At 69.5% G+C, this 26,524-nt stretch carries 13 protein-coding genes; 4 read left to right on the top strand and 9 right to left on the bottom strand.

Annotated elements, in window-relative coordinates:
• Positions 1-144 precede the first annotated feature (144 nt).
• From ACV530_RS18535 to ACV530_RS18525, 3 genes are all read left to right on the top strand, one after another.
• Positions 145-3,729 carry an RHS repeat-associated core domain-containing protein gene (locus tag ACV530_RS18535; protein WP_494333630.1) on the top strand — a complete coding sequence of 1,195 codons (3,585 nt, stop codon included), beginning with the start codon at positions 145-147 and terminating at the stop codon, positions 3,727-3,729.
• Positions 3,719-4,087, top strand: a complete 369-nt coding sequence (locus ACV530_RS18530) for an SCO4402 family protein (protein ID WP_494333629.1) — start codon at positions 3,719-3,721, stop codon at positions 4,085-4,087. Before ACV530_RS18535 ends, ACV530_RS18530 begins: the two co-directional genes overlap by 11 nt.
• Before the next feature lie 341 nt (positions 4,088-4,428).
• Complete coding sequence (locus ACV530_RS18525) at positions 4,429-5,334, top strand: Dyp-type peroxidase (RefSeq protein WP_494333628.1); 906 nt, start codon at positions 4,429-4,431, stop codon at positions 5,332-5,334.
• A gap of 51 nt (positions 5,335-5,385) precedes the next feature.
• Here the strand turns inward: ACV530_RS18525 and ACV530_RS18520 are convergent, their stop codons facing one another.
• The 3 genes from ACV530_RS18520 to abc-f form a co-directional block, all read right to left on the bottom strand.
• Positions 5,386-5,745, bottom strand: a complete 360-nt coding sequence (locus ACV530_RS18520) for a hypothetical protein (RefSeq protein ID WP_494333627.1) — start codon at positions 5,743-5,745, stop codon at positions 5,386-5,388.
• Between the two features lie 265 nt (positions 5,746-6,010).
• A complete protein-coding gene (locus ACV530_RS18515; protein ID WP_494333634.1) occupies positions 6,011-7,456 on the bottom strand; it encodes an aldehyde dehydrogenase in 1,446 nt (481 codons plus the stop codon).
• Between the two features lie 41 nt (positions 7,457-7,497).
• Positions 7,498-9,135 (bottom strand): ribosomal protection-like ABC-F family protein, encoded by a 1,638-nt coding sequence (gene abc-f, locus ACV530_RS18510; protein ID WP_494333626.1) that lies wholly within the window; start codon positions 9,133-9,135, stop codon positions 7,498-7,500.
• A 373-nt stretch (positions 9,136-9,508) separates the two neighbouring features.
• Here abc-f and ACV530_RS18505 point away from each other — a divergent pair, with 373 nt between their 5' ends.
• On the top strand, positions 9,509-11,131 hold the full coding sequence (locus tag ACV530_RS18505) for a phospholipase D-like domain-containing protein (protein WP_494333625.1): 1,623 nt from the start codon (positions 9,509-9,511) through the stop codon (positions 11,129-11,131).
• A gap of 55 nt (positions 11,132-11,186) precedes the next feature.
• Here ACV530_RS18505 and ACV530_RS18500 read toward each other — a convergent pair whose 3' ends face one another.
• The 6 genes from ACV530_RS18500 to ACV530_RS18475 form a co-directional block, all read right to left on the bottom strand.
• Entirely contained in the window at positions 11,187-12,734 is a 1,548-nt protein-coding gene (locus ACV530_RS18500; protein ID WP_494333624.1) for a hypothetical protein, read from the bottom strand.
• Entirely contained in the window at positions 12,731-16,573 is a 3,843-nt protein-coding gene (locus ACV530_RS18495) for a hypothetical protein (protein ID WP_494333623.1), read from the bottom strand. The genes ACV530_RS18500 and ACV530_RS18495 overlap by 4 nt, the downstream gene beginning before the upstream one ends.
• The gene (locus ACV530_RS18490; RefSeq protein ID WP_494333622.1) at positions 16,570-18,921 is read right to left on the bottom strand and encodes a hypothetical protein; all 2,352 of its coding nucleotides are present in this window, start codon (positions 18,919-18,921) and stop codon (positions 16,570-16,572) included. Before ACV530_RS18490 ends, ACV530_RS18495 begins: the two co-directional genes overlap by 4 nt.
• The gene (locus tag ACV530_RS18485) at positions 18,918-23,015 is read right to left on the bottom strand and encodes a DUF6603 domain-containing protein (protein ID WP_494333633.1); all 4,098 of its coding nucleotides are present in this window, start codon (positions 23,013-23,015) and stop codon (positions 18,918-18,920) included. The genes ACV530_RS18490 and ACV530_RS18485 overlap by 4 nt, the downstream gene beginning before the upstream one ends.
• Positions 23,016-24,306: 1,291 nt before the next feature.
• Entirely contained in the window at positions 24,307-25,527 is a 1,221-nt protein-coding gene (locus ACV530_RS18480; RefSeq protein WP_494333621.1) for a ComEC/Rec2 family competence protein, read from the bottom strand.
• 205 nt (positions 25,528-25,732) lie between these two features.
• Positions 25,733-26,497, bottom strand: coding sequence for a cobalt-precorrin-6A reductase (locus tag ACV530_RS18475; protein WP_494333620.1), 765 nt, complete (start codon positions 26,495-26,497; stop codon positions 25,733-25,735).
• Positions 26,498-26,524: the final 27 nt, after the last annotated feature.

The raw sequence follows: 26,524 nt of genomic DNA, 5'->3' as shown, positions 1-26,524 counted from the left end.
CCCCGCCGCTACCTCCCCGAAGGCAGCATGGACCAGCTCTACCCGGCCGACCACACCCACGACGAAATCCCGCCGACAACATGATCGTTGGCACGCAACTCGCTACACCACTTCAAGGGACACGACCCGTACAAGGAAGTCGACTTGTACCTCCCCGGCGGACAGAGCGTGCACTACGTGCATACTTCGCCGGGCACCAGCTACGACGACGCAGTTTTCGAGCCCACAGACACGCCCAGTGGATTCCGGGGAACGAAGATCTCCTGGAGTGGGAACGCCGGGTGGGATCTCAAGTTCCGTGATGGCAGCGTATGGGTGTTCCCGCAGTATGCAGCGCTGAAGGAAATCCGTGATCGTCACGGAAACACCGTTGAGCTGACGAGACGGGACCGAAACAAGGGCGAGATCACCCGCATCACCACGCCCGGCGGACGCTGGATCGCCTTCGCCTTCGCCTATGACGAGTACCACCGAGTCCGCGAAGCACGCGACAACACAGGACGCACCACCGGCTACACGTACGACAGCGCTGGTCGTCTTGCAACAGTGACCGACGTGGCGGGCAAGGTGAGCCGTTACACCTACGACGGCGCCAGCAACCGGATCGCCACCGCGACGGATGCCCGCGGCATCACCTACATGACCAACTCGTATGACGCAGACGGGCGGGTGAAGGAGCAGGCCCTTGCCGAGGGTGCCAAATACACCTTCTCGTACGCCAAGAACGATGTCGGCAAGGTCACCGCCACCGAGGCGAAGCAGCCCAGTGGCGCGGTGCGTCGTGTCACCTTCGACGGAGACGGTTTCGGTACCTCGGACACGGCGGCTCACGGCTCGGACCTCGCCCGTAAAACCGTCTTCGAGCGCGGGCCGAACCACCGTGTTGACGCGATCGTCGACCCCTTCGGCCGACGTACGCAGTTGCACTACGACGCGGCCGGTCACGTGATCTCGTCCACCCGGCTGGCGGGTACGGGCAAGGCCCGTGAATCCGGAACGGTTTCCTACGACGGCCCGTACGACCAGATCTCCAAGTCCACCGACGCACTGGGCAACACCACCCTGCTCGGCTACGACGCCAACGGCGATGTGCAGACGGCGACGGATCCCGAGGGTCGCAGGACCACGTTCACGCACACCGCCGAAGGCCAGGTGAAGACGGTCACCGATGCGTCGGGTGCGGTGACCCAGTACACCTACAGCCATGGCATGCGGATCGCGGCAAAGGACGCCGAGGGCCGAATATCGGCCCAGTTCTGGGACGCCGCCGGGCGGCCCAGCGCGCTGACCGACACGGCGGGCGCGGTCAGCACCGTCGCCTACGACAAGCTCAACCAGACCGCCCAGACCACGGACCCGCTGGGCAACGGCATCCGCTTCGGTTACGACGACAACGGCAACCTCACCTCGCTCAGTGACGCACGCGGCAAGGCATCGACATGGGCGTACGACGACGCCGACCGGCCCAAGAGCGCAACGGATGCTGTGGGGGCCACGGCGGCCTTCGAGTACGACCCTGCAGGACACATCACCCGGTCCACCAACCGATCCGGCCAAGCGGCAACGGCCGAGTACGACCTCCTCGGCCGCACGAAGTCGGTGGCTTACGGCGTCGGTTCGGCCGGCCAGGCCGAATCCACCGCGACCTACCTCTACAACTACGTCGACCTGCTCCAACAGATCACGGATTCGGCGTCGGGCACACAGGCTTTCGCCTACGACGACTACGACCGCACCAAGACCGTCACCGGCCCCACCGGCACCGTTTCCTACGACTACGACGCGGCCGACCAGCGCACGCAGATGAGCGCGGCCGGGGTCACCACGGGCTATGGCTACGACAAGTCCGGCATCCTCACCTCCCTCACCTCTGGCGGCAGCACCGTCACCTTCGCTCTGGATGCGGTCGGGAGGGAGAAGTCCGTCGCATTGCCTGGCAATTGGACCCGTGCCACCGATCTGGACAGGACCGGGATGGTCAAGGCCATCACCTATTCCCGCGCGGGAACAGCTGTCGGCGACCTGAATTACGCCCGTGACGAGCGCGGCCTGCACACCGGCCTGACGGGCAGGCTGGCCAAGGTCGCGCTGCCGGCTGCGGAGGACGGAGCGGCGTTCGACGACGCCAACCGCCTCACCCGGCTGGGCAGCCGCTCGTTCACCTATGACAGGGACGGCCGTCTGAAGTCGGACGGCCTGCGCGACTACACCTGGAACGCCCGCGGCCAGCTCACCGGACTGACCAAGGCAGGCAGCTCCTCCACGTTTTCCTACGATCCGCTGGGCGGCCGAGCGTCCAAGCAGGTAGAAGGCAGATCCTCCGGGTTTCTGACCGACGGATCCAACCCCCTGGCCGAGCTGGATGGTTCGGGCAATCCCACCGCAACGGTCACGACATCCGGCCTGGACCGTTTCCTGACCCGTGCAGAGGGCGGCAGGACTCAGGTCTACCTGACGGATGCGCTGGGCTCGGTGGTGGGTCTGGCCAACGACGACGGAACGATTGCCACCACCTACGCCTACGACCCCAACGGCCAGTCCTCGTCCGACGGATCACCGTCCACCAACCCGTACACGTTCACCGGCCGTGAGGACGACGGGACGGGACTGCTGTACTTCCGCAACCGCTACTACGACCCGTCCACCGGCCGCTTCATCTCCGAGGACCCCATCGGCCAGGCGGGCGGCCCCAACCTCTACCAGTACGCCCTGTCTTCCCCGACCACCTATACCGACCCCACCGGCAACAACCCCTTGATCGCCGGATGCGTCGTCGGTGGCCTGATGGACGGCGGCATGGACTGGCTCGGCCAACGCCTGTCCGGACGCAAAGTCAGCTGGGGCCAGGTCATCACGTCGGCGGCCAGCAGCTGTCTGACGGGGATGCTCGGGACCGGCCTGGGCGAGTTCCTGGAGGGTTGGGGTGCGAGCAGAGCCGCGCAGTGCCTGAAGAACAGCTTCACTCCGGACACCCCGGTCCTGATGGCTGACGGCACGCAAAAGGCGATCAAGGACGTCAAGGTCGGCGACCAGGTCATGGCCACCGACCCCGAGACGGGTGAGACCGGACCACGTGCCGTGACCACGCTGATCCAGGGCGACGGGCAGAAACAACTCGTCGACCTGACAACGGAATCGTCATCCGACACCGGCCACCTCACCGCCACCGACGGCCACCCCTTCTGGGTGCCCGCCCTCCACGAGTGGGTGCCTGCACGTGAGTTGAAGGCCGGCCAGTGGTTGCAGACCAGCGCGGGCACATGGGTCCAGGTCACGGCCGTACGGCACCGCACGGCCGCGGCCGAGGCTCACAACCTCACGGTCGACGGCCTGCACACCTACTATGTGCTTGCGGGCCAGACGCCGGTCCTCGTTCACAATGCGAATTGTCCGGGGATCGGTCCTGGTTGGTTCCCGTATGGGAGTGGGAAAATCCCGAGCGGCTGGTCTGGCCCCAATATGACGAGCAAGTTCAGGAAGAATGTCAATAAGGAGGGCTTTGTGTGGCGCGCTCCGAAGGGACAAGACAGCGTTCGTATCGACAGGGGAGACCCCAACTCTCAATGGGACACCCAGCAAGTTGATCACGTGGTGATCAACTCCGGGGGAAGGATCGTGGGGCGCGGTGGCGAGCTTCTGCCTCCCAATGCGCGAATACAAGATTATCCGGCGGAGGCTCATATACCACTGAGCGAGTGGCAGACATGGAGGACCTGGAATGCCCCCTAAGGGTCATGGCCTTCAGACGCCCTGGATACGAAGCCAGTTGGTTGACTGGCTGGTTAAGCTAGGTGACAGGGTTTGGCAAGAGAAGCATTGGACGCTTCAAGCCCCGGGCGCCTCTGGCCTTGACGAGGCGCTGGATTTCTTCGATGACTCGGGTGTTCTGGCCGAGCCGAGCGGAAGGCTGGGGTATGTCCTTGCTGACGACGAAGAAGTCTCCGCAATGGCTGCACTGAACTCTGCGCTTGACTCCGTTCTGTCTTCTTCTGCATCAAGCGACGCAGAGATGATTAATTCCCAAGGGTGGGGTGATGTCGTTGCGGCGGCGCGTGAAGCCTTGAAGGCAATGGGTGGCGCTCCTTGAGATATTGATCAGAAACCCAAAGGGTTCTGTTCGAGTATGTAGCAGACGTGCGGACCGTCGAGCAGGACACGGAAGCGGTCCGTGTCCTGAGTCGAGTCGCGGGCACGAATGAGGGCGATCGCCAATAGCTGAAAGGTGTCCCTGAATCTGCCCCTGAGCCGAAGACGGGGGGACGTGTGGAGCGCAGAACCGTACTGGGGATCGGCGGAGTGCTGTTCGCCGCTGGCGTGACGGGGTGTTCGGCACATTCCGACAACTCTGCTGGCCACGGGGATCGCGATGCTTCGCCGGAGCCGCCGACTCAGCTGCGCGGGGTGGTTCCCGCGTCATACACACAAGTCATGGCCTTTGACCTGCTCGGCGATGGGCACCGCCGCTGGGCGGCAGTAAGGGAGTTGGCGCGTGCGGCGGAAGCGTTGAACGAGGGCGGTGCGACCGGTGGGATAGCGTTGGGCGCGGGCCTGTTCGACAGGAACGATCACCAGCCGCGCCACCTACGAGCGATGCCGACCTTCGCGGGTGACCTGCTGGACCCCCGAACCTCGCACGGCGACATGCTGGTCCAGATTGCGGGTGAATCGCGAGCGGTCGTGACACAAGCGGCGGAGCGACTACTGAGGGATTCCCCACCGTGGCAACTCCGTTGGCGGGTCGACGGATTCCGTGCCGACAACCGGGTTGAAGAAGGCAAAGGGCTGGCGCGTAATCCCTTTCATTTCACCGAGGGGTTCGGTAATCCACCCAGTGAGAGGGAGGCCTTGGATCGCTCCCTGGTGCGCGCCGACCAGGGCGAGCCCGAGTGGGCCGTGGGAGGTAGCTACCAAGTCATACGCATCGTGCGATTCGCGACGGAACTATGGGACAAGGATTCCTCCGAGGAGCAGGAGCGCGTCATTGGCCGTCGGCGCGATGGCCGTTGGCTGGATGGGACACCTGTTAGTGAGGAGCCGAACTTCGCTGCCGACCCCAAGGGAAAGATCACGCCACTGGATTCGCATGTGAGGATGGCGGCTCCGAACCGACGGAAGCCACCGTCAATGGTGCGGCGCAGCTACAGCTACGACCGAGGCAACGGCGACACCGGACTGATCTTCTCTTGTTTTCAGCGCGACCTCACGAGGGGCTTCGAGGCGACGCAGAAGCGCTTGGTGGGAGAAGCGCTCGCCAAGTATGTCCTTACAGTTGGCGGAGGTTACTACTTTGTGCCGCCGCACGGCGAAGCGTGGATGGACGCATTGATACGCTGAAGCGTTCGAGGCTGCCGCTCTTGCTCAAGGTCGCATTCCCGCGCCCAGCCATCAGTCATCGGTCACCGCGGATCGGGCCTCATCACGGACCGCCATGCACTCATCCATGGCCTCGCGCCATTTCGGGTCGCTGCGATCCAGGGTGTTCGCATTTTCCAGGGCGGCGCGATATCGGGCTGCCAGGTCAGGGCGACGCTCGATCTCGATCTCGGTCGCCCACTTGATCTGGAACATACGGATCGGGTTGAACGAGGCATGCTGGGTGGCCGACGTGAACGCCGAATCATGGTCCGCTTGAAACTCCGCGAGACGCGAAGGAGCGATGCGCGCAAGTGCGGCCCGCAGCGCAGGGAACGTCTTCTCGGGGCGGGGGATGAGTTCGGTCGGATCTTCTGCGGGCTGTGCGGTCATGGGTCCTCCATATGTTCCGGCGCACTTCGAGCCGTATCGGATCCGTCCCCGCCACCGGGACGGACCCGACCGGCTGCGCCCCCCGGCTGGGCCCCGCCAAGCTTGCCCGCGAAGTCAGAGACGATCGAGCGGCAGTGCGCCCGCCGCCGGATGTCAGCGATCGAACGTGTCGGGCACGGGCAGTGTGGTCCACCGGGTGACCGGCCAGACGACGGCAACCGCCCTGCCGATCACGTTGGTTCCCGTGGGGCGCCGACGCCGGCGGTCAGGCGGTGATCGTCTTGTACTCGACGTAGCCGGCCAGTCCGGTGGCGCCGTACTCACGGCCGATACCGCTGGACTTGAAGCCTCCGAAGGGGCCGTCGAAGCCGATCGGGGCACCGTTGACGGTGACCGTGCCGGTCCGTACGCGTCGCGCCACGGCCATCGCGTGCTGCTCGTCGGCGGACCAGATGCCGCCGGAGAGGCCGTACTCCGAGTCGTTGGCGATACGGACCGCGTCGTCCTCGTCGTCGTAGGCGATGACCACCAGCACCGGACCGAAGATCTCCTCCTGGGCGATCCGCATCCGGTTGTCGACGTCGGCGAAGACGGTGGGGGTGACGTAGTTGCCGCCCTCCAGGCCCAAAGGCACCTGCGGGCCGCCGACGACCAGGCGTGCCCCCTCCTCCATGCCGAGCCGGATGTAGTCACGGACCCGCTGCTGCTGGTCGGGGCAGATCATCGGGCCGATGAAGGTGTCCTCGTCGGCGGGGTTGCCCACTTTCAGGGACTCGATCAGTTCCTTGAGCGCGGTGACGACCTCCTCGTACCGCGAGCGCGGTGCGAGGATCCGGGTCTGGGCGATGCATGCCTCGCCATTGTTGAGCAGCGAGGCGAACTTCAGGCCTGCGACGGCCTTGGTGAGGTCGGCGTCCTCCAGGATGATCGCGGCCGACTTGCCGCCGAGCTCCAGGCTGACCCGCTTGAGCTGCTCGCCAGCGATGGAGGCGATCCGTCGACCGGCGCGGGTGGAACCGGTGAAGGCGATCTTGTCGACGCCGGGGTGGGAGACCAGGTACTCGCTGGTCTCCCGGTCGGCATGGAGCACGCTGACCACGCCCTCGGGCAGGCCGGCCGCGTCCAGGAGCTCGGCGAGCAGGTTCATGCTGAGCGAGTTCTCCGGGGAGGTCTTCAATACGACGGTGTTGCCCGCCAGCAGCGCTGGGATGATCTTGGCCAGGGCGGCCGAGAACGGGGAGTTCCACGGAATCACCGCGGCGACCACGCCGATCGCCTCGCGGCGCACCACGCTACGAATAGGCAGTGCGGGGTCGGATGGCTGGAGCGTCTCCTCCCAGCCGAACTCCTCGGCTGCCTTGAGGTAGGCGTTGGCCTGCCGGGTCAGCCCGGGCTGTCCCGCCCTGGTGAACCAGATCGCCGAGCCGTTCTCGGCGGAGATCAGTGCCGCGATCTCCTCCGCGCGGTCCTCGCGCAGCGCGTTCAGGCGGCGGATGGCCTCGATGCGCTGTGCAGGGGCGGTTCGCGGCCACGGTCCGAGGTCGAAGGCCTTCCGGGCGGCCGCCACCGCGCGGTCCACATCCGCGGGGGATGCCTGGGCGGCGCGGCCGATGACCGACCGGTCGTGCGGGGAGTGGATCTCCAGTGTGTGCGTCGGGGTGCTGGGCCGGGTCCAAGTGCCGCCGATGTAGAGCCTGTCGTTGATGATCATGTTCTTTCCGCCTCTGCCGGTCGACATGTCGCTGGACTGGCTCACACCTCGGGGGCTCCTGGCTCGGTCAGTTCACCGTTGGCCAGGCGCAGCCACCGGTTCACCCCGATCTCCCGGAGGAACCGTTCGTCGTGGCTGACCACGACGAAGGCCCCCTGATAGGAGTTCAGGGCACTCTCGAGCTGGCCCGCGCTGACCAGGTCGAGGTTGTTCGTCGGCTCGTCCAGGAGCAGCAGGTGCGGGGCCGGTTGTGCGCACAGGACGCAGGCCAGGGTGGCGCGCAGCCGCTCGCCGCCGGAGAGCACGCCTACGGGCAGGTGGGCGCGGGCGCCCCGGAAGAGGAAGCGGGCGAGCAGGTTCATCCGCTCGGCCTCCGGCCGCTGCGGGGTGTATTCGGTGAAGTTCTCGGCGACCGTACGGTCGTCATCGAGCAGGTCGAGGCGTTGTGAGAGGTAGGCGATACGCCCGTCGGCCCGCTTGATCTCGCCGCTGTACGGGGCCAGGTCTCCGTTGAGCAGACGCAACAGGGTGCTCTTGCCCGCGCCGTTGGGGCCCAGCAGCGCGATGCGTTCCGGGCCCCGGATCGTCAGGTCGACACCGCCGCCGGTGAATACTTCCTTGTCGCCGAGCCGTACGCGGAGTTGTTCGCCGAGGAACAGGTTGCGTCCGGCGGGTACGTCGGTGTCGGGCAGGTCCAGCGTGATGCGCTGCTCCTCGCGCAGGGTCCGTCCGGCCTCGTCCAGCCGGGCTTTTGCCTCGGTGACCCGGCCAGCGTGCATCTGGCCGGCGCGACCGGCGGACTCCTGCGCGCCGCGCTTCATGGTGCCGGCGAAGATGCGGGGCAGGCCAGCGTTCTTCAGGTTGCGGGCGGCGTTGCTCTGGCGGCGTTCGGCGCGTTCGCGGGCCTGCTGCATCTCCCGCTTCTCCCGCTTCAGTTCCTGCTCGGCGTTGCGGACGTTCTTTTCGGCCACCTCCTGCTCGGCGCGCACTGCCTCCTCGTACGCTGTGAAGTTGCCGCCGTGGAGGCGGAGTTGGCCGCAGCCGTCGAGTTCGGCGATGCGTTGCATGCGGTCGAGGAGGGCACGGTCGTGGCTGACCAGGAGCAGGCAACCGTTGAATGTCGCCAGTACGTCGTAGAGCTTGTGGCGGGCGTCGAGGTCGAGGTTGTTGGTGGGTTCGTCGAGCAGCAGCACGTCGGGCCGCTTGAGCAGTTGGGCGGCCAGGCCGAGGGAGACGACCTGGCCGCCGCTGAGGGTATTCAGGGTGCGGTCCAGGGCGAGGTGGGCCAGGCCGAGGCGGTCCAGCTGGGCGCGGGTGCGTTCCTCGATGTCCCAGTCGTCGCCGATGGTGGTGAAGTGCTTCTCGTCGGCGTCGCCCGCCTCGACGGCTTCGATGGCCTGGATGATCGCGGCGACGCCCAGTACCTCGGCGACGGTGAGGTCGCCGGTCAGGGGAAGGCTCTGCGGCAGGTAGCCGAGGGTGCCGGTCACGGCGACCGACCCGGTGCGGGGCCGCAGGCTGCCGGCGATGAGCTTGAGCAGGGTGCTCTTACCGGTGCCGTTGGGCGCTACGAGACCGGTACGGCCGGAGCCGAGAGTGAAGGACAGGTCCTGGAAGACAGGGGTGTCGTCGGGCCAGGCGAAAGACAGGTTCGAGCAGACGACGGAAACGCCGGACATGGAGGTAACCTCGTGGGGGAGGGAGGCAGGGATGACATTTCTGCCTCGGCAGCAGACGGGGAGGAAAAGAGGGAACGACAACGCAGCCACGACGGCGGTGCTTCCACGCACCGGCCGGTGGCCCGTCGGGTCCGGGTATCACCCGGAGATGTCGTCGTCCACCACCACGTCTGGTCTCCTCAACACACGATCAGAATCCTCGCCAGTATACGGGTTGGCTCGCAGCTGTGTGATCGGCCGTGGCTGGGAACGAAGTTGGGCGTACGAGCGACGCCGTCCGCACACCTGGTAGCTTCTGCGCAGTTGGTCGACAGGCGATCTTAAACATTCAACCTGTCACCCCGTATTGTTAATTTTCTGTCAAAGGAACCCCATGCTCCGCCGCAGGCTTGCCCGCTTAACGCCCATCGCCCTGCTGACCGCCCTCACCGTCAGTTCCCTCCCCGCCGGCCCCGCCATCGCGGACGAGAGCGCGGCCACCCCGCACCTCGACGCGATCGAGCGCACCCTGCGCGACGTGTCGCCGGGGCTGGAGGGAGAGGTCTGGCAGCGCACCGCCGGCAACAAGCTGGACGCCTCGGCCGATGGAGCCGCGGACTGGCTGCTGCAGACGCCCGGTTGCTGGGGTGACGCCAAGTGCGCCGAACGGCCGGGGAGCAAGCGGCTGCTGGCGAAGATGACGGAGAACATCGCGCAGGCGCAGCGCACCGTCGACATATCCACGCTGGCGCCCTTCCCCGACGGCGCGTTCCAGGACGCCATCGTGGCCGGGCTCAAGTCGGCCGTGAGCAAGGGCAATCGGCTGAAGGTGCGGGTGCTGGTGGGGGCCGCGCCGGTCTATCACCTCAATGTGCTGCCGTCCTCCTACCGGAACGATCTGCTGGGCAAGCTGGGCAAGGACACGGCGGCCGGGATCGAGCTGAACACCGCCTCGATGACGACGTCCAAGACCGCCTTCTCCTGGAACCACTCCAAGCTGCTGGTGGTGGACGGGAAATCGGTCATCGCCGGTGGGATCAACGACTGGAAGGACGGTTACCTGGACACCGCCCATCCGGTGACGGATGTTGATCTGGCGCTGACCGGGCCGGCGGCGCACACGGCCGGGCGCTATCTCGACCAGCTGTGGTCCTGGACCTGCCGGAACAAGAGCAATGTGACCAGCGTCTGGTTCTCGGCGTCCAAGGGGACGGGCTGCATGCCGCGCATGGAGCAGGAGGCCAACCCGACGCCTGCCGGGCCCACCGGCGACGTACCGGTGATCGCCGTGGGCGGGTTGGGGGTCGGGATCAGGAAGAAGGACGAGAAGTCCGGGTTCCGTCCGGAGCTGCCGTCCGCGCCGGACACCAAGTGCGTGGTGGGGGTGCACGACAACACCAACGCCGACCGCGACTACGACACGGTCAACCCGGAGGGGAGCACCCTGCGCGCCCTGGTGGAGAGCGCGCGGAACAGCGTGGTGCTCTCGCAGCAGGACCTCAACTCCACCTGCCCGCCGCTCCCCCGGTACGACATCCGGCTCTATGACATCCTCGCCGCCAAGCTGGCCGCCGGGGTCAAGGTCCGCATCGTGGTGAGCGACCCGGCCAACCGGGGCGTGGTCGGCAGCGGCGGGTACTCGCAGATCAAGTCGGTGTCGGAGATCAGCGATGTGCTCCGCAACCGGCTGGCACGGATCGCCGGGGGCCAGGAGGCAGCGCAGAAGGCCATGGCCGCGCATCTGCAGCTGGCCACCTTCCGCAGCTCGGACGCGGCCAAGTGGGCCGACGGCCACCCCTATGCCCTGCACCACAAGCTGGTGCTGGTGGACAGCTCGACCTTCTACATCGGGTCGAAGAACCTCTATCCGTCGTGGCTGCAGGACTTCGGCTACATCGTGGAGAGCCCGGCGGCCGCCGCCCAGTTGGAGAAGAACCTGCTGGAGCCGGAGTGGCGGTACTCCAAGGCGACCGCGACATTCGACTACGAGCGCGGGATCAGCGCCGACTACCGGTAGCTCGTTGTGTCGTGGGCCGGACGTCGAACGTCCGGCCCACGACATGACGCCGAAGTCAGCCGTCCTGGCTCATCATTACGGGGGGCTCCGAGGAACTCTCCGAATCCGAGAGGGAAGAGATGTTGCCGAAGGGAATCCAGCGATACCAGGCGTACAGATAGTTCCACGCACCGTCACTGCTTGTTTGTCGTTCGGCTTTAACCGTCACAGTGGCCCCCTTCCTCACAAAAGATGTTGCCGAGGACATCTGCACATGATGCTGATTCTTCGGGTCGTTGTCAGCACATGCCGTAGCCCTGACATCCCCAGCGGCGCCTCCCAGGACAGTCACCACGCAGGAGCTGTACCGCGACCCGGACTGGGCGATCCCGACGACGATTCCTGACGTTTGGGCGGTAAATGACACCTGCCCCGGGACATCGATCCATCCGCCCGAGCTGCCTGAGCCAACAGCCCCGTTGAGGAAGGCGCTTCCGCTGATGGTGGCGCTGCCGTCCACCTGGACATCGCTGCTTGCTGTCAGCTTCTGCGTGACTCCGAGCGTCCCGCTGACCGTCGTGTCGCCCGTCACCCCGAGCGTCCCCCCGACCGTCGCGCCCCCCGTGACCCCGAGCGTCCCGCCAACCGTCGCGCCCCCTGTGACACCCAGCGTGTCCTTCGCCGTTACCGCGCCCGTCACATCGAGATTCCGCTCAGCCGTCACCGCGCCCTTCGCGGTCAGCGCACCGCTCACCGTCAGGCTCGCAAGCGTCTGGTCCGTCACGCACACCGTCAAGTGATCCCACCGCGTCACGAACCCGCCGTCCGGTGTCGGCGTCACCGTCTTCAGCGCGAACGCCGTGTCCCGGAGCACCTCCCCCGCCGGAACCGGATACACACTCCCGCCCGCGATCGAGGCGTCCGTCACGCGCCGCCCGTCCATGTACAACTCGTGGTTGTCACCGCGCACATGGTGCCACTCCAGCCGTACGGCCGCGCCGGCAGCGATCCGCGTGGCCGGCGGGCCGCCCTGTTCCGTGACGGCCACCAGAGCCCGCCCGACCCCCGGCGCGGGGTCCGCCCCGCTGCGGAAGGGGAACTTCGCGACGTCCAGCGTCCCCGTGTTCGGCACGTCCGGGATCGTGGAACCCGTCGTCGCCCACTCCTCGATCCCGATCCGGGCGACACCGGTCTTGTTGCTGACGGCGATGTTCTTCAGGGTGATGTACAGCCCGTCGACGGTGACTTCGCTTTCCCCGCCCGTGGGCTCGACGCTGAACCGCACCTTCGACGTCTCCCCCGCCGCCGGGAACACCGCCGTCTCCGCCGTCGGCACGGCGAGCAGGACATCCGGCTGCGGACCCACGACCGTCCACCCGGACTCCGGCTCGACGTACGGTGCAATGCCCTCGCCCGTCAGCGCCAGGTCCTGGGCGAGGGAGCCGACCGGCAGGACGATCGCGATCCGGCTGCACCGCACCGGCGTGGTGCCGCTGTTGGAGATGACGAGGTCGATGGACCCGTAGGCCAGTTCGTCCTCGTTGCCCGGGCCGGACTTGGGCGGGCTGACGGTCAGCGGGGTGGGCACGGTCGTCAGGGCGTAGCTCAGCACGCAGTCGGTCATCGGCGATCTCCTTCGGTCTGGTCGTCGGCCTTCACAGGGCGCAGGGTGAGGCGGCCGGTGCGCAACGTCGGCGCGGGATACGGGTGGTGCGGTTCGCCGTCGGAGGCGTACGTGGTGGCCTCGCTCCACGTGTCCGCCGTCTCGTTCTGCACCCACGTCCACGTGCCGTACCGGTCGGACGGGCGCGGCAGGACGAGCGCGGGCGGCCCGGAACGTACCCCCGCCGGGTCCGGTACGTACTCGCTCACCGGCAGCGGGCCCAGCCGGAAGGACACCGGGAGTTCGGCCAGCGGCGGCTCCACGAGCCGGGCGGGCAGGCGGACTTCGGCGGTCGGCAGGACGTCCGTGGTGGCGTGCACCGTGCCGCGCGGGTCGGCGAGCAGGGTGAGGTAGGCGGCGTTCCGTTGGTCGGGGTCGCTGCCCGGGGGTCGGGCGGGCAGGGCGAGGGAGGCTCCCGTACCGACCGGGGCGAAGTACTCCCGTGCCTCGTCGGGGAGTTCGGCCTCGCCCAGGACCGTGTGCAGCACGCGGTAGTTCGTGTCGCGGTGCTCGCCGTGGAAGTAGCCCACCAGCCCGTCCGTCAGCTCGTTGCGTTCGCCGAGCCGGACCGGCCAGCGGTAGCCGGGGTACGCCGGCGCCTGCGGATCGCGGAGGTTCTCCCACGAGGGGTCGGTGTACGGCGGCCCGTCGAGGTCGATGTCGAAGCGGACGCGCATCAGCGCGAGCGGCCGTCCGACGAGCACGCTGGGCGTGTGCGGGGGCGCGACGTCCCCGACGGGGGCGGTGGTGGACAGGGTGCGGTCGATGACGGTGAGGAGGGAGCGCAGGGCGGCCGGGCCCCGGTCCGGGGCGACCAGTGCGGTCAGGAAGCCGTGCAGAATCGGGTAATTGGCCCGCAGGTCGTCGATCTCGCGGTACTGCGAGTACGGCAGCGCGTGCCAGGTCACGTGCGGGTCGCCGCTGGGCGGCAGGGTCGTGCGCAGTTCGCCGAGCGGGGTGCCGTCGGGCCCGTACGCGTACAGCGCGCGGTCGAGGTACCCCGGGACGAGCCACGCGGATACCGGGGTCGTGTCCGGGTCGCTCGCGGTCGTCAGCGGGTTGAGGTCGTTCCGGGCGTCGAGGAGGGTGAAGCCGGCCCGCGCGGGCTGGGTCAGGCGGGGCGTGAGCTGCGTGAAGCGGTACCAGGTGGGCGGGTTGATGGTCCAGTGGCCCTGGGACGGGTCGTCGGGGTCCTGCCACGACGGGGTGAGCTCCTCGGGGAGCTCGGGTGCGAAGCGGCGGGCGGGTACGCCGACGCCGATCACGTCGCCGGGCTCGTCCCCGGGAGCGAACTGCAGCGCCCTCGGGTCCGGGAAGATCGCGGGCAGGGCGTGCCCGAAGCGGTCGATGACGGCGAGGCGCGCGAAGGCGAACTGTCCGGCGCGCAGCGGCTGGTAGAGGCTCTCGTTCCAGCCGGTGAACGGGCGCGGGAGGGCGCCGGGGTTGGGCGGCAGGGTGCGGCCGGACGCCTCGGTGAGGGCGGTGCGCAGGTCGTCCGGCAGCTCGGAGTGGGGGTTGAGGGTGGCGGGGGTGGACGCCCGGGCGGCGAGTTGTTCGGTGAAGCCCGCGAGGGGCTGCGAGAACCAGTCGGCGTCGTCCTCGACCTGCCGGGCGAGCGCCCGCAGCGCGGCGGCTCCGGGGCCCGGGTGGGTACGGGCGTACTGGCGCAGCGCGGCGGCCATGGTCTCCGAGGCGGTCGGTGCGAGGAACTGGCGGCCGCTGAGGCTGAGGGGGACGGGGTGGGCGCCGGTGCCGAGCCAGTGGTATTCGGTGCCGTCGAAGCGCCAGTTGGCGCGGTCCGCGTGGCCGCCGTCCGGGTCGCCCTGCCACTCGACGGGGAAGTAGTCGACCTTCCACTCGAAGAACAGGGGCTGCCAGGGCTGCCGCCACTGTGCGGTGTACGCGCCGGGGGTGCCGACGGCGTTGGCGTTCGGGTCGCGCATGGCCGTGGCGAGCGTCTGCCAGTCGCTGAAGCCGGTGGCCCTCGCGAGCGTACGGGCGTTGGAGGAGGCGAGGTGGAACAGCTCGCGCAGCAGGGCCGGCAGCACGCCGGACAGCCCGTCGGGGGCCGGGAGGTTGGGCGGCTTCGGGGTCTGCGCGTCGCTCGCGGAGACCGGGCTCCCCCCGACCCGTACGCCGGTGACGAGCGCGTCCGGCCAGCGGCACTTCAGCGGCGGGTCCTCGTCCTGCTCGCTGTCGTCGTACTCGCCTTCGCGCACCGCGTACGGGTCGGCGGCCGCCGCGTGCTCCGGGTCCGGCGGAAGGGGACGGTCCTTCGTCCCCCGGATGACGATGACCGGGTCGTTGGGCCGGTGGTGGCCGGGCAGGACGGCGCGCTTGAGGACGACCTCGTCCGGCGGGAGGCCGTGGTCGAGCTGGTACTGGCCGATGTCGGCGGCGAGTTGCTCGGGGGTGTCGCCCCAGGGGATCGCGGCGCGCAGCCGCGCCACCCGGTCGCGCTGGTCCTTCGCCGCCTTGGTGGCGTCCCCCACACGTGCCGTGAGGTCCTCGCGGTACTTGCCGGTCGGCTCGTCCGGAGCGTCCGGCACCTTCGGCAGGTTCGCCGCCCACCACAGGTCGTACAGCCGGCGCTGCGCGGCGATGAGGTCCTGGACGGCGGCGTCGTGCGCGGCCTGGTCCTCGTTGAGCTTGGCGAGGGCCTGCGCGAACGCGCTGCGTACGGCTCGCGGCCGACGGCTGCGTGCAGCCGGTTCCGGCATGCCGGGGTTCTCGGCCTCCTCCAGCACCCACGTGTATCCGCCCGGCTCCGGGGTGAACCACGAGGCGTGCAGGGCGCGTTCGGCCTGGAACTGGCCGTCGGGTTCCTCGAGCAGGTCGAGGACGCCGGAGTGCACGGCCGAGAGCAGGGCGGCCAGCTCGGGCGGGGATCCGGCGCGCCGTGCCGCGTACTCCTTGATGGCCTTGGTGGCGTGCTCGGTGTTGTTGCCCACGCCGATGGTGACGTAGTCGGGCCGGTCGGAGGCGGGCATGCCGCTGCCCCGGCGCTGCCACTGCACGTCGAGGGCGGTTCCGTGGCAGACCGTACGGGCGGTGTCGGGCGCCGTTCCCGTGGCGGTCCAGTTGAGCTCGGCCAGCCGCTGCGCGAGGTCCCCGGCCAGCGGGTCGGCGGCGGGGTCGCTGTACCAGCCCGCGACCAGGTAGTTGAGCTGGTAGGCGGTGTCAGGGTCGAGGTCGTCCGTGCGGTCGTGCACGGAGAACACGTCGCGGTTGTACGGCTGGTAGGCGGCGAAGGTCGGCAGACCGGGGCCGACGGCGGTCAGGAACAGCCCGCCGGGTGTGCCGGGTTCGCTCCACGCGCCGTCGGCGAGGTCGATGCGGCGGCCGATGCGGGTGAGGCGGCCGTCCCGGTCCATGTAGGTGCTGGAGCCGAGGGCCGGGTCCAGGTAGTCGCTCTCGACGATCCAGCCGGTGTCGGTGCGTTCCCCGGAGTCGGTCGCGATGGCCTGTCGGACGACGAGCCAGCGGTTGGGCACGAGCGGGAAGACGGGGATGCCATCGCCCTTCTCGTCCACGCCGTGGGTGAGCGCTTGCGGCAATTGCCAGTGCAGATAGACGCCTTCGCGCTCGGGATCGGCGTTGAAGGCCGTGTCGGTGTTGGAGAACGCGGGCGGTTCGGGCGACAGGTTCAGCCGGGTCAGGGCGTAGTTGGCCTGCCAGCGCTGGAAGACCTCGGCGTAGCGGACGCGTTCGTTGACGGTGAGCGCCTCGATCTGCAGGGGGACGACGAGGGGGTGTGTCACGGCGCGGTTCTGCCCTTCCTCGGGGTTCTTCGCGGTCATCGGCCCACCTCACGGGTGATGAGCTGACGGCGGGGCGCGTTGACGAGCTGGACGGCCAGACCCGCGGGGCCGAAGCGGTCCGCGGCCGACTGCCCCAACTCGGCGAGGCGGCCGCCGAGTTTGCGCAGCAGCCCGTCGGCGTCGGCGGGGCGCAGGTCGAGGACGGCGCGCCGGCCCGCGGGGTCGGGACGCAGATACGCCTCGAGTCCGTCGGGGCCCTCGGGGTGCGGGAACGCCTCGCCGTCGAGCTGCCGGGCGACGGCGGGCGGGTCCACGCGTCGCAGGTTGATCACCCGTCGCTTGCCCTGGCTGATGTCGACGCCGAAGGACAGGCCCTCGGGCGGCTCGGCCAGTTCGACCTCGTCGGGTACTTCCTCGAAGAGGACGAGGAGCACGTCGGGGCCGAGGACGTCCTGGCGGAGTACGGCGATGGGAGTGCGGGTGTCGTCGCCGTGGCCCCGGTACGGGCGGACGAGAAGGCCGGGGCATTCGCGCACCAGCGCGGACCGGATGAGGACACCGGCGCAGGGCGTGGGAGGGACAGCCTGGGGACGTACCCAGGGAGCGGCGATCCAGGCGATGGCGTCGTCCGTCTCACCGGTGATGGCGATGCCCGCCGCGCCGGAGACGAGAGCGGTGAGCCAGCCCTGGTCGACGTAGAACAGGCGCAGGGACTCGGCGGGCAGGGCACTCTCGTCGGGGACGAGGCCGGCGAAGGGGATGTTGTGCAGCAGCCGCAGCCGTTGCAGCCATGCGGTGATCGGGACGGCGTCGGCGGCGAGTTGAGCCGTCAGGGCGGTGCGCAGCGCGGCCGGTGGGTCGGTGAGCAGTTCGGCGGTCCGCGCGGCCCGTCCGGCCCCGCGCCGCCCGGCGGTGGGGGTGCGCCGGAAGGGCTCGGGCGGGGGTGCGTGGCGGGTCTGTGCGGGGTGCGTACCGGCCCGTAGCAGCCGTGCGGCGGCGCCGTCGACGGCGAGCTCCTCGAGGAGGGTACCGAAGGGGCGGGGGCCGAGGGCGCGTTCCGCCGCCCCGTCCGTACCCCTCGCCTCAAGGCCCACCGCCGCCAGCCGCTGAGCCAGCACCGCCGCCCGCGCACGGGCCTTCGCGTGCCATGCGGTCAGCATGGCCGCGAAGTCCGCGTCGGCGAGGGCCAGTGCGCGGCCCAGGGTCCAGGCCGCACCCCAGCCCGTGTCGAAAATCCCCCATGCCTGCTCGTATGCCGTCAGCTGCGCGGCGCTCGTCCAGCCGACGGCGGGCATCTCCGGCAGGGGCTGAGCGGGCTCGGCGGTGAAAGGCCCGCGGTACCACGCGTAGCTCTGCTCCCCGGTTTCCAGCCGATAGGCCAAGGGGACCCGGCCGGAGCCGAGCCGGGCGCGGGCGGTGGTGTACGCGGCGGGGTCGGCTCCGGCGGGCGGCTCGGCCGGGGGCGGGGGGACGTGCAGCAGCAGGTCGCGTTCCTGGTCCGTCTCGTCGAAGAGGAAGTGCCGTACGCGCCCGGGGAAGCCCCCGCCGGGTGCCGGGTTGCTGGTGAAGGACCAGCTCCGCAGCGCGGCGAGGCGGATCCGTACGTCGGCGGTCAGCTGCCCGGCGTCCGCGTCCTCGAGGATGGAGCGGCAGCCCTCCAGGGCGACGAGGTGCGCGGCGTAGCGGATCTCGTGCTCGCGGTCGGGCAGCCGGTTGGCGACGACGACCGCGTACGTGCCCTCGGCGAGCTGTTCGCCGCGCAGCCCGGTGTCCGTGCGGACGTCCCGGACATGGATCAGGTGCCGGAGCTCGCCGGTGCGCGGGGCGAGCGTGGCGAAGACGTCGCCGGGGATGTCCACGGTCTGACAGATCGCGCTCGGGTCGCCCTCGATCTGTGAGGGCGCGATGTGCGGGTGGCGTACGCCGTCGGCGTCGGTGAGGAGTTCCTCCGCCGTCATGGGCACGGTCAGGGCAGCGGACTCGGGGTCGCCGGGCAACTCGCCCTCGGCGAACAGGAGCAGGGCGAGCCAGGGTTCCTCGGGTGCCGCCTCGAGGGCGGTACCGGACTCGTCCAAGCGCCGCATCCACGGCAGCAGCGGATCGGTGAGCGTGAGGTGCGCGAGGGTCGTGGTGTAGTCGGAGCGGGCCTCGGGTGCCGGGTTGACGGCGTGCACGTGCTCGTCGGCGAGGGCGAACTGCGGGGCGCGGACCTCGAAGGTCTCCTCGACGGGTACGAGGTAGTCGTCGGAACCGTCCACGCCGGGCAGGGTCTGCGTGGCCCGCACGCGGTAGAGGCCTGCGTTGATGGCGGGTTCGCGGTTGTCCTGGAAGCGCAGGACGAAGCTGGGGTCGGTGGCCCGCGCGGGGGCGCGGCGCTGGTCCGTCATCGGGCGGCCCCTTCCGAGGCGGTGGCGGCGAACACGGTGTAGAGGGCGGCGGAGGCGACGGTGCCGGGTGGCAGCTGCCAGTGCTCTGTGGCGACCGGCGCGTTGTCGTCGTGGATCTCGACGACAGTGACGGTCGCGTCGTCGCAGGCGACGAAGGCGCGGGCGGCGTCCGGGGTGAAGGTGACCGACAACGGGCGTGCTTCGAGGGGGAGTTCACCGAGCAGGGCACCGCCGCTGACGACGGAGACGGTGGAGTCGTGGAGCACCCAGGCGCGGTCGCACGGGTCGAGGGTGAGGGAGCGGGGGTCGGGGCCGATGGCTACGTCGTATTCCGCGATGGTGTCCTTGGTGGAGCCCTGGCGCTCGTACAGCGTCACCACCTGGCCGCCGTCGTCGACCTTGCGCAACAGGATGCCGCGCCGGGCCGAGTTGGTGAGCAGGGCCAGTGCGGTGCCACGGGCGAGGAGGTTGTACGGCTGGTACCACGTGCCGCTGTTCGGCACCGTCACGAGTTGCACTTGCCCGTTGCTGCTCGCCTCGGCCCCGTAGACGTACACCCGGCCCGGCTCGCCGGCGGTGACGAACGTGGGCGTCGCGGGTCCGGTGACGCCGTCGCCGACCCGGTCGCCGGTCGAAGTGTCGTAGGTGAAGGTCCTGCTGAGGTCGTTGGCTGTGACGTACAGGCGGCCGGCCTCGACGTCGACCGAGATTGCGCCGATCTTCTGCACATCCTGGCCGACGTCGGTGCTAACCGGTGCGGCGCTCCCGGTGAGATCGACCGAAGCGGCCGTGGTGCGTGCCGGACGGGCCACGACGGCCCGGGAGTTGTCGCGCTTGACCGCGAGCACCGTCGGCTGCCCGGCGAGCTCGATTCCGGTGCGCGGCGGCCGTACCTGCTGGGCGACGACGTCAATGACCGCCAGCTGCTTCGGATCCGTACCGGCCGCGTAGAGCGTCGCGCCGTCCGCGGAGGTCGCCGCCAGGTAGGGTCCCGGCTGCCCGACCGGGACCCGGCCGACGACGGCCGCCGTGTCCGGGTCGACGGACAGGATGGCCCCGGTGGTGTCGTCCAACACGAGGACGACGGGCTCGGGGGCGGGCGGTTGGGGGTCCTCGGTGAGCAGCAGCGGGTCCGCGTCGAGTCCGGCGGTACGGGCCTGCTCGGCGTAGTCGCCGACCGTACCGTTGGGCAGCGGGATGCCGTGGCACAGCCCGGCGAGAACGCCGTGCATGCGGGTACGGGCCGAGCCCGCCGCGAGGTTGGCGATGTGCTCGGCGAGTACGCCCACACCGGCGCCGAGCGGTTCGGCGAGCTCGACGGGCGAGCCGGTGGGGCCGGCGTTCGGGTCGAGCGGGAGCGTGGCGTCGGGGCTGAGCTTCTCCGTGGCGAGGTCGCGCTCGGCGATCGGACCGAGGTCCTGGCCGTTGGTCTCGGGCGGGGGGACGGTGACGCGCAGGCCGGTGAGGTGGTCGAGCAGCGGGTCCTGGCCGAGGGTCTTGTCCTGGGGGATGTCCGGGTCGCCCCACAGCGCGAACGGCACATTGCCGTGCTCCGCCTCGATCCGCCACTTGCTGTCGTTGGGAAGCGACTGCCAGGAAGCGAGCTGCCGGCGGCGGGTGTTGCTGTACTGGACGGTGACGTGGAGCAGCCCGTCGATGCCCTTCTCCTTCATGGGCCTGATGTCGACGGTGCTGTGGTTCTCCGGCTCCCGGTCGTTGAACTGTGCCTGTGCCGTGGGCACGACGCTGGAGACGGCGAAGGAGAATCCGGCCGGGTCGGCCAGCCACGGCTCCGTACCGGCCTTGATCCTTGCCGCCCGCAGAGCAGGGTCGGCGTCGGGGTCGGTGAGCAGGCCGGTGAGCGGGTGCGCGGTGAGCGGGGCCTCGGGCGGCAGGAGTTGCGTACGGAACTCGTCCCAGGTGAGCGCGGCGGGACCGGACAGCGAGGCGCCGAACTTGACGGTGATCTTGATGAAGACGAACTTCGCGGTGACCGTGCCGCCCGTGGGCGGCCCCCACAGGTCGAGCGAGGCCCCGATCTCGCCGCTGACGGTGAACAGCAGCTTGACGCGGGCTCCCACGCGGATGGAGATCCCGACGCGGAAGTGCAGGGGCGCCCACTGGATCAGCAGATTCGCCTGTGCGGTCAGCCACGCCTCGACGTTCCCGGACTTGTAGCGCACGTCCAGCATGCCGCCCGCCATGACGGCGTTGGGCGTGAGCGCGAAGTAGGCGCCGCCGCTGACGGTGACGGCCGAACCGACGGACCAGGTGAAGCCGAGACGCGGGACGACCGGGAAGTGGCCGGGCTTGGGGTAGTCGGGGTGGTAGCCGCCGACGGTGAGGACGAAGTCCCCGGCGTGCGGGCTCGGCCCGAACCAGGAGTAGAACGCGAAGCCGCCGGTGAGCACGCAGGACGGGTCGATGACATAGGAGTCCACGAGCTGTGCGGTGGCGGCGAGTTCGCCGCGCGCGGACTGGTAGACGATCCGCAGGTCGACGCCGACGCGCGCGTACTTCTTCTCGCCCTTCTGCGGGAAGCTCGCGGTGGCGCGGCCGATGAGCGCGAGGGTGAGGGAGTTTCCGACTTCGAGGAGCAGCAGGACGCGGGCCTGGACGAATTCGAAGGAGGTGAAGTCGATGCCGCCGGCCAGCCAGATCTGGCCTTCGGCGGGCGTGACCCAGGGGTTGGGCCCGCCGGTAAGCACCGGGAGCGTCTTGAGGGGGTCGTCGTCGAGGCCGCCGTCCAGGCCGGTGACGAGCGGGAATTGGGCGATCTCGGTCTGCTCGGGGACGCGGACGCTGCTGTTGTAGCCGAAGCCGAGGGCGAAGCCGGTGACGCGGAACGGGGGCGGTCCGCCGAAGGTGCCCTGGAGGCGGCCGAAGGCGAAGAACGAGGTCATGCCGTCGACGCGCCGCTGGTACGCGCCGAGCGCGAGCGCTCCGAACTTCGGCATCTCGACGACGAGCAGGCCCTCGATGAGGATCTTGTAATCGTCGGGCGGGGGCTGGCGGTTGATGAGGGCGCCCGCGATGTGCAGCGGGTTGCGGCGCAGATCGACGGTCAGCCCCTGGAGGCGGGGTTCGGCGCTCATGGTGTCGAGGTCCAGGGCGATCCCGAGCCCGATGACGCCCAGGGTGAACCCGGAGGCGCCCATGCTCGCGTCGAACATCACCAGCACCTTGCCGGAGTCGAAGCCGGCGCCGATGCGTTGCAGGTGCAGGGGGCCGAAGGAGCGGCCGATGTCGGCCCACGCGGCGGACTCCGGGCCGCCGCTGCCGCTGTCCCTCAGCGCGAGCTGTTTCTGCCCGCCTCCCCCGAAGGAGACGGCGAGCGGGTCCTGTGCCGCGCCCGCGACCTCGTACGGGAGGGTGAGCACCACGCCCTTGGGCAGGCCGGTCCCGGAGTCGGGCAGCTTGCCGCCGGTCCAGCCGGTGGCGTCGAGGTCGGTGTTGACCAGTGTGACCTGGGCGGGGGTCAACGCACCGCTGGTGGCGAGGAATTGGATGCCGGTGATGCCGACGTCCACGCCCGGCGGGATCTGGCCGCCGACGAGCGGCAGCTGGGACAGCTTGGTGGGCTCGAGGTCGGAGATGTTCGCGGCGACGAGCAGGACGAGGGCGCGCGGGGTGCCCGGTACGGACGCGACGACGATGCCACCGCCGGCCTCGGTGGTGGCGGACAGCAGCAGCCGCCCGGCCGTCCTGTCGTAGCGCAGGCCGACGGAGGCCAGGGCGGGCAGGAGCCCGGCGGGGACCCCGGCGGGGATGGACAGCCCGACAGAACCGGCGAGTTCACGGGCGGTGACGGCGGGGGTGCCAGCCCAGCGGGCGGTGAGGATACGGCCGGTGGGGTCGCTGTCGTAGTCGACGGCGAACTCCAGGACGCGCTCGGTCTCCTCGTCGAGCGGGACGGTCAGCCGCAGCAGTCCGGAGACCTGGGTGTGGTCGGGGGTGTGGTCGACGGTGACGGTGAGGGAGACGGGGATCTCGTCGACGGTGAGGGTGGTGGTGCACGCGAAGGTGAAGTGGCCGTAGGCATCGAAGGCGACGGAGAGTTCTTCGATGGTCAGATCGCGCAGGGCCTCGGGCATGTCGATGCCCAAGTGGCTCATGATGACGGCTGGTTGCAGACCGACCGCGTGCGCGGTGAAGGCCCACCCGTCGGTGGAGGACCAGGTTCCGGCGACGTTCAGGACGCCCGCGTCGAGCTGCCACCGCGCCGCGAGCCCGGCCAGAGTCACCCCGGCCTGGTGCGAGACGGTGAGCACGACCTGGCTGAGCTCGATGCCGCGGACGGGCTGCCAGACGTCGGTGAGGGCGAGGTCGAGTCCGTAGCCGCGGTTGCCCGCGTCGGAGGCGAGTTCGGCCCAGAGGGTGAGTTCACTGACGGTGAGGGTGTCGGGGACGGGGACGCCGGGGAAGCGGTCCTGGAGAAGTTGGCCGGCGTTGACGGGCCGGACCAGGGTGCCGGTCAAGGAGCGGTCGGGGAGGCCGATTTCGACGTCGATGGCGATGTCGTCGGCGAGCTGGACCGTGCCGCCGAGCGTGGTGAGGAGCTGGGGACCGGCGAAGGGGCTGAGCACGGCGAACTCGGCGTGGAGGTTCTTCACCGTGAGCCCGTCCAGTGGGCTCCACTCCCGGTCGAGTCCGACGGCCAGTTGAACGGTGAGGAGGCCGCTCGTACCGGAGGTCTGCGGGGAGCCGTTGCCCACGGCGTACGCGACCGCGAGGGCAGTGAGCGCCAGGCCGGTTCCGGGTGCGAGGTCGGGCGGCAGGTCGAAGCCGCCCGTACCGAGGGCCGCGAAGGCCGCCAGGTCGTCCAGTGCCGTGATGCGTACGGGCGCGAATTCGGCGCCGAGCCGCCAGATGTTCCCCTGGGCGGGCGGATACCCCCATACATACGGCTTGGGATCGGCCTGCGCGCTGGGGAAGTTCAGTTCGGCGCCCGCGCCCACCAGGGCCTCGGACTGCTCGTCGAGGGCCGGTTCCACGCCGAGCACCAGGTGCAGGGTGCCGAGGCCGAAACGCTCCAGCGGGATGAGGGCGTCGCGGAGTTCTTTGGGCAGGTCGGGTGCGTCGGAGGGCAGGGCGGCATCGATCCGTACCCCGACGACGACGCCTTTGCCGGTGTCGGCGAGGAACCGTACCGCCGTGTGCGCCTCCGTGCCGCTTGCGAGCGGCACGGTGCCGACGGCTGTGAGCCGGTCCACGTCGATCGCCGGCGCGCGCACCTGCAACGCACTGTCGGCGAGGTGGTCGTGGAACAGCCCCTCGGCGGGCTCCAGTTCAAGGAATTCCGGTGGGACGGTGAGTTCCGGCTGCCCTACGGCGGCCTGCAGGGTCGCGCGCAGCGTCTCGACGGTCAGCGCCATGGCAAGCCTCCTATTCGTACGAGATCTCGTAAGTACCGGCGCCGTCGCGGTCGATCCACAGGACCCAGTCGCGGCCCGTCCATTCGCCTGTGGGGCTTCCGGGTACTGCCGGGTTCGGGGCAAGCGGCTGCCCGGCGAGGGTGCTGAAGACACCCTTTCCGGTCATGTCCTGGAAGCCGAACTGCCAGGGGACAGCAGTGGTGTTGCCCTGGTAGCCATGGCCCCAGTGCCTTTTCAGCGGCTTCTTCGAGGTGACCTTGGGGTCCGGGATCTTGTGCGCAGTGCGGACCGCCTCCCAGTCGCCCAGCATTCGATGATTGAAGTCGCTGTCGGTACAGGTAGCGGTCCTGCCGCCGAAGAGGAGGGGGCCGGTGCTGACGAACAGACCGTCCGGGGTGGTGTGCTCCAGCCATTCCTTGCACGTGGAGGTCTTGCTCCCGTGGTGGCCGACTTTGAGCCACAGTTCCTTCTCCCGACGGAACCAGTTGTCGGTCGGGTCCTTGTCGAAGTCGATCAGGAACTTCTCGTTCTGCACGAGGGCGTCGGCCATCAGCAGCACCTTCTGGCGCTTCCCGCTGCCGTCCACTGCCCCGACCAGCACGAGGACCAGGCTGCTCAGATTGGCGAGCGCCTCTTTCTTGGCGCCTTGGATCCTGGCGGCCCCCTTGAGATGAAACGCACCGCTGTCAATCAAGTAGAGGTTCGGTGCGGCAGGGGTCACAGGGCCGAACAACGGCTCCGGAACCCCCTGGTCCGGCTTCTCCCGTGGTGGATTCACCACGCTGTGACCGCTGGAGCTCGCCAGGCTCGCAGGGTTGGTGAGCAAGGTCTCCACGAAGCGGAAGCTCCTGTTGCCTTCCTTGTAGTCGCCGGATGCCATGGAGTACCAGACGTTGTTCAGGGTGTAACGCAGCTTCTTGGTGGCGGGGTCGAGGAGGACGTCTCCCAGCAGGTTGAAGTGGTCCTCGTCGGGATGGCTGATCAGGAGGTAGTCCAGGACGCCGGGGTTGACCAGGTCCTGCAGGTGATCGTCGATCCGCTTCCGGAGGTGGTCGATCAGGCGCTGCTTGGCCGTACCCACTGCCGCCCCCCGCGGCGCCACCTCTCCCCCGGGCTTGGACCCGCAGTCCAGCAGCACCGCCGCGTCCGCCTTCGGCGCCCCCGGTTTGTAGAACGTGATCAGGGTGCAGTCACCCTGACCCACATTGAAGAACACCACCTTGACCGGCATGTCGTCCCCTCGATGGCGTCGGTCCGTAACGGACCGCGCACCTACGGACGACAGTCCGCAACCCGCGCGGTCGCCGGGCCATCCCACCGCACGCGGGACCGATCACCGACAGGAATCCCTGTCTATGGCGCGTTCCGAAGCATTCCTGGCCTGATGCCCACCGTCCGGGGCCTGCTCCGGTCCGACCCACCGTCAACTACCGCTCTCAGCCGGACACTTGCAGGATCTCATCCCGCACCCAGCGCACCGCCCCCGCCGTGTCCTCCGCCACCGGCACGCCCTCCGGCACCGGCGGGCGCCGGACCACCACCACCGGCACCCCCGCCTCACGCGCGGCGGTCAGCTTCGCCGCCGTGGCCGCCGCGCCGCTGTCCTTGGTGACGAGCACGTCGATCGCGTGGCGGCGCAGCAGCTCGCGTTCGCCCTCGAGCGTGAACGGGCCTCGGTCCAGCAGCACCGACATGCGCGGCGGCATCGGCGGCTGCGGCGCGTCCACGGAGCGTACGAGGAACCACAGGGCGTCGAGGTGGGCGAAGGCGGCGAGGCCCATGCGGCCGGTGGTGAGGAACACCCGCTCGCCGAGGGCGGACAGCGCGTCCGCGGCCTCGGTCAGCGAGCCCACGGAGTGCCAGTCGTCGCCCGGGCCCGCGACCCAGCCGGGACGCCGCAGCGCCAACAGGGGAACATGGACGTCGGCGGCAGCACGTGCCGCGTTGGAACTGATCTTCTCGGCGAAAGGATGCGTGGCGTCGATGAGCGCGTCCACGTGCTGCTCACGCAGCCACCGGGCCAGGCCCTCGGGCCCCCCGAACCCCCCGATCCGCACCTCCCCCGCCGGCAGGCGCGGGGAGGCGACGCGGCCCGCGAGGGAACTGGTGACGCGCAGCGCAGGGTCGGCGGACAGGTCGGCCGCGAGCAGGCGGGCCTCGGTCGTGCCGCCCAGGACGAGGATGTGGCGCTCGGCGGTCACGCGTTGCCCTTCCGTCGGTGATCTTCT

Source organism: Streptomyces sp. SX-6, from assembly GCF_059089585.1.
The sequence above is the reverse complement of the archived record's forward strand: the minus strand, read 5'-3'. Positions and strand labels throughout refer to the sequence as shown.

Excerpts from the sequence above, each read along its gene's own strand:
- abc-f (WP_494333626.1), bottom strand. The coding sequence starts at position 9,135 with ATGTCCGGCGTTTCCGTCGTCTGCTCGAACCTGTCTTTCGCCTGGCCC.
- ACV530_RS18505 (WP_494333625.1), top strand. The coding sequence starts at position 9,509 with ATGCTCCGCCGCAGGCTTGCCCGCTTAACGCCCATCGCCCTGCTGACC.
- ACV530_RS18480 (WP_494333621.1), bottom strand. The coding sequence starts at position 25,527 with ATGCCGGTCAAGGTGGTGTTCTTCAATGTGGGTCAGGGTGACTGCACC.
- ACV530_RS18520 (WP_494333627.1), bottom strand. The coding sequence starts at position 5,745 with ATGACCGCACAGCCCGCAGAAGATCCGACCGAACTCATCCCCCGCCCC.
- ACV530_RS18515 (WP_494333634.1), bottom strand. The coding sequence starts at position 7,456 with ATGATCATCAACGACAGGCTCTACATCGGCGGCACTTGGACCCGGCCC.
- ACV530_RS18500 (WP_494333624.1), bottom strand. The coding sequence starts at position 12,734 with ATGACCGACTGCGTGCTGAGCTACGCCCTGACGACCGTGCCCACCCCG.
- ACV530_RS18530 (WP_494333629.1), top strand. The coding sequence starts at position 3,719 with ATGCCCCCTAAGGGTCATGGCCTTCAGACGCCCTGGATACGAAGCCAG.
- ACV530_RS18485 (WP_494333633.1), bottom strand. The coding sequence starts at position 23,015 with ATGCCCGAGGCCCTGCGCGATCTGACCATCGAAGAACTCTCCGTCGCC.
- ACV530_RS18495 (WP_494333623.1), bottom strand. The coding sequence starts at position 16,573 with ATGACCGCGAAGAACCCCGAGGAAGGGCAGAACCGCGCCGTGACACAC.
- ACV530_RS18490 (WP_494333622.1), bottom strand. The coding sequence starts at position 18,921 with ATGACGGACCAGCGCCGCGCCCCCGCGCGGGCCACCGACCCCAGCTTC.
- ACV530_RS18525 (WP_494333628.1), top strand. The coding sequence starts at position 4,429 with ATGGCCTTTGACCTGCTCGGCGATGGGCACCGCCGCTGGGCGGCAGTA.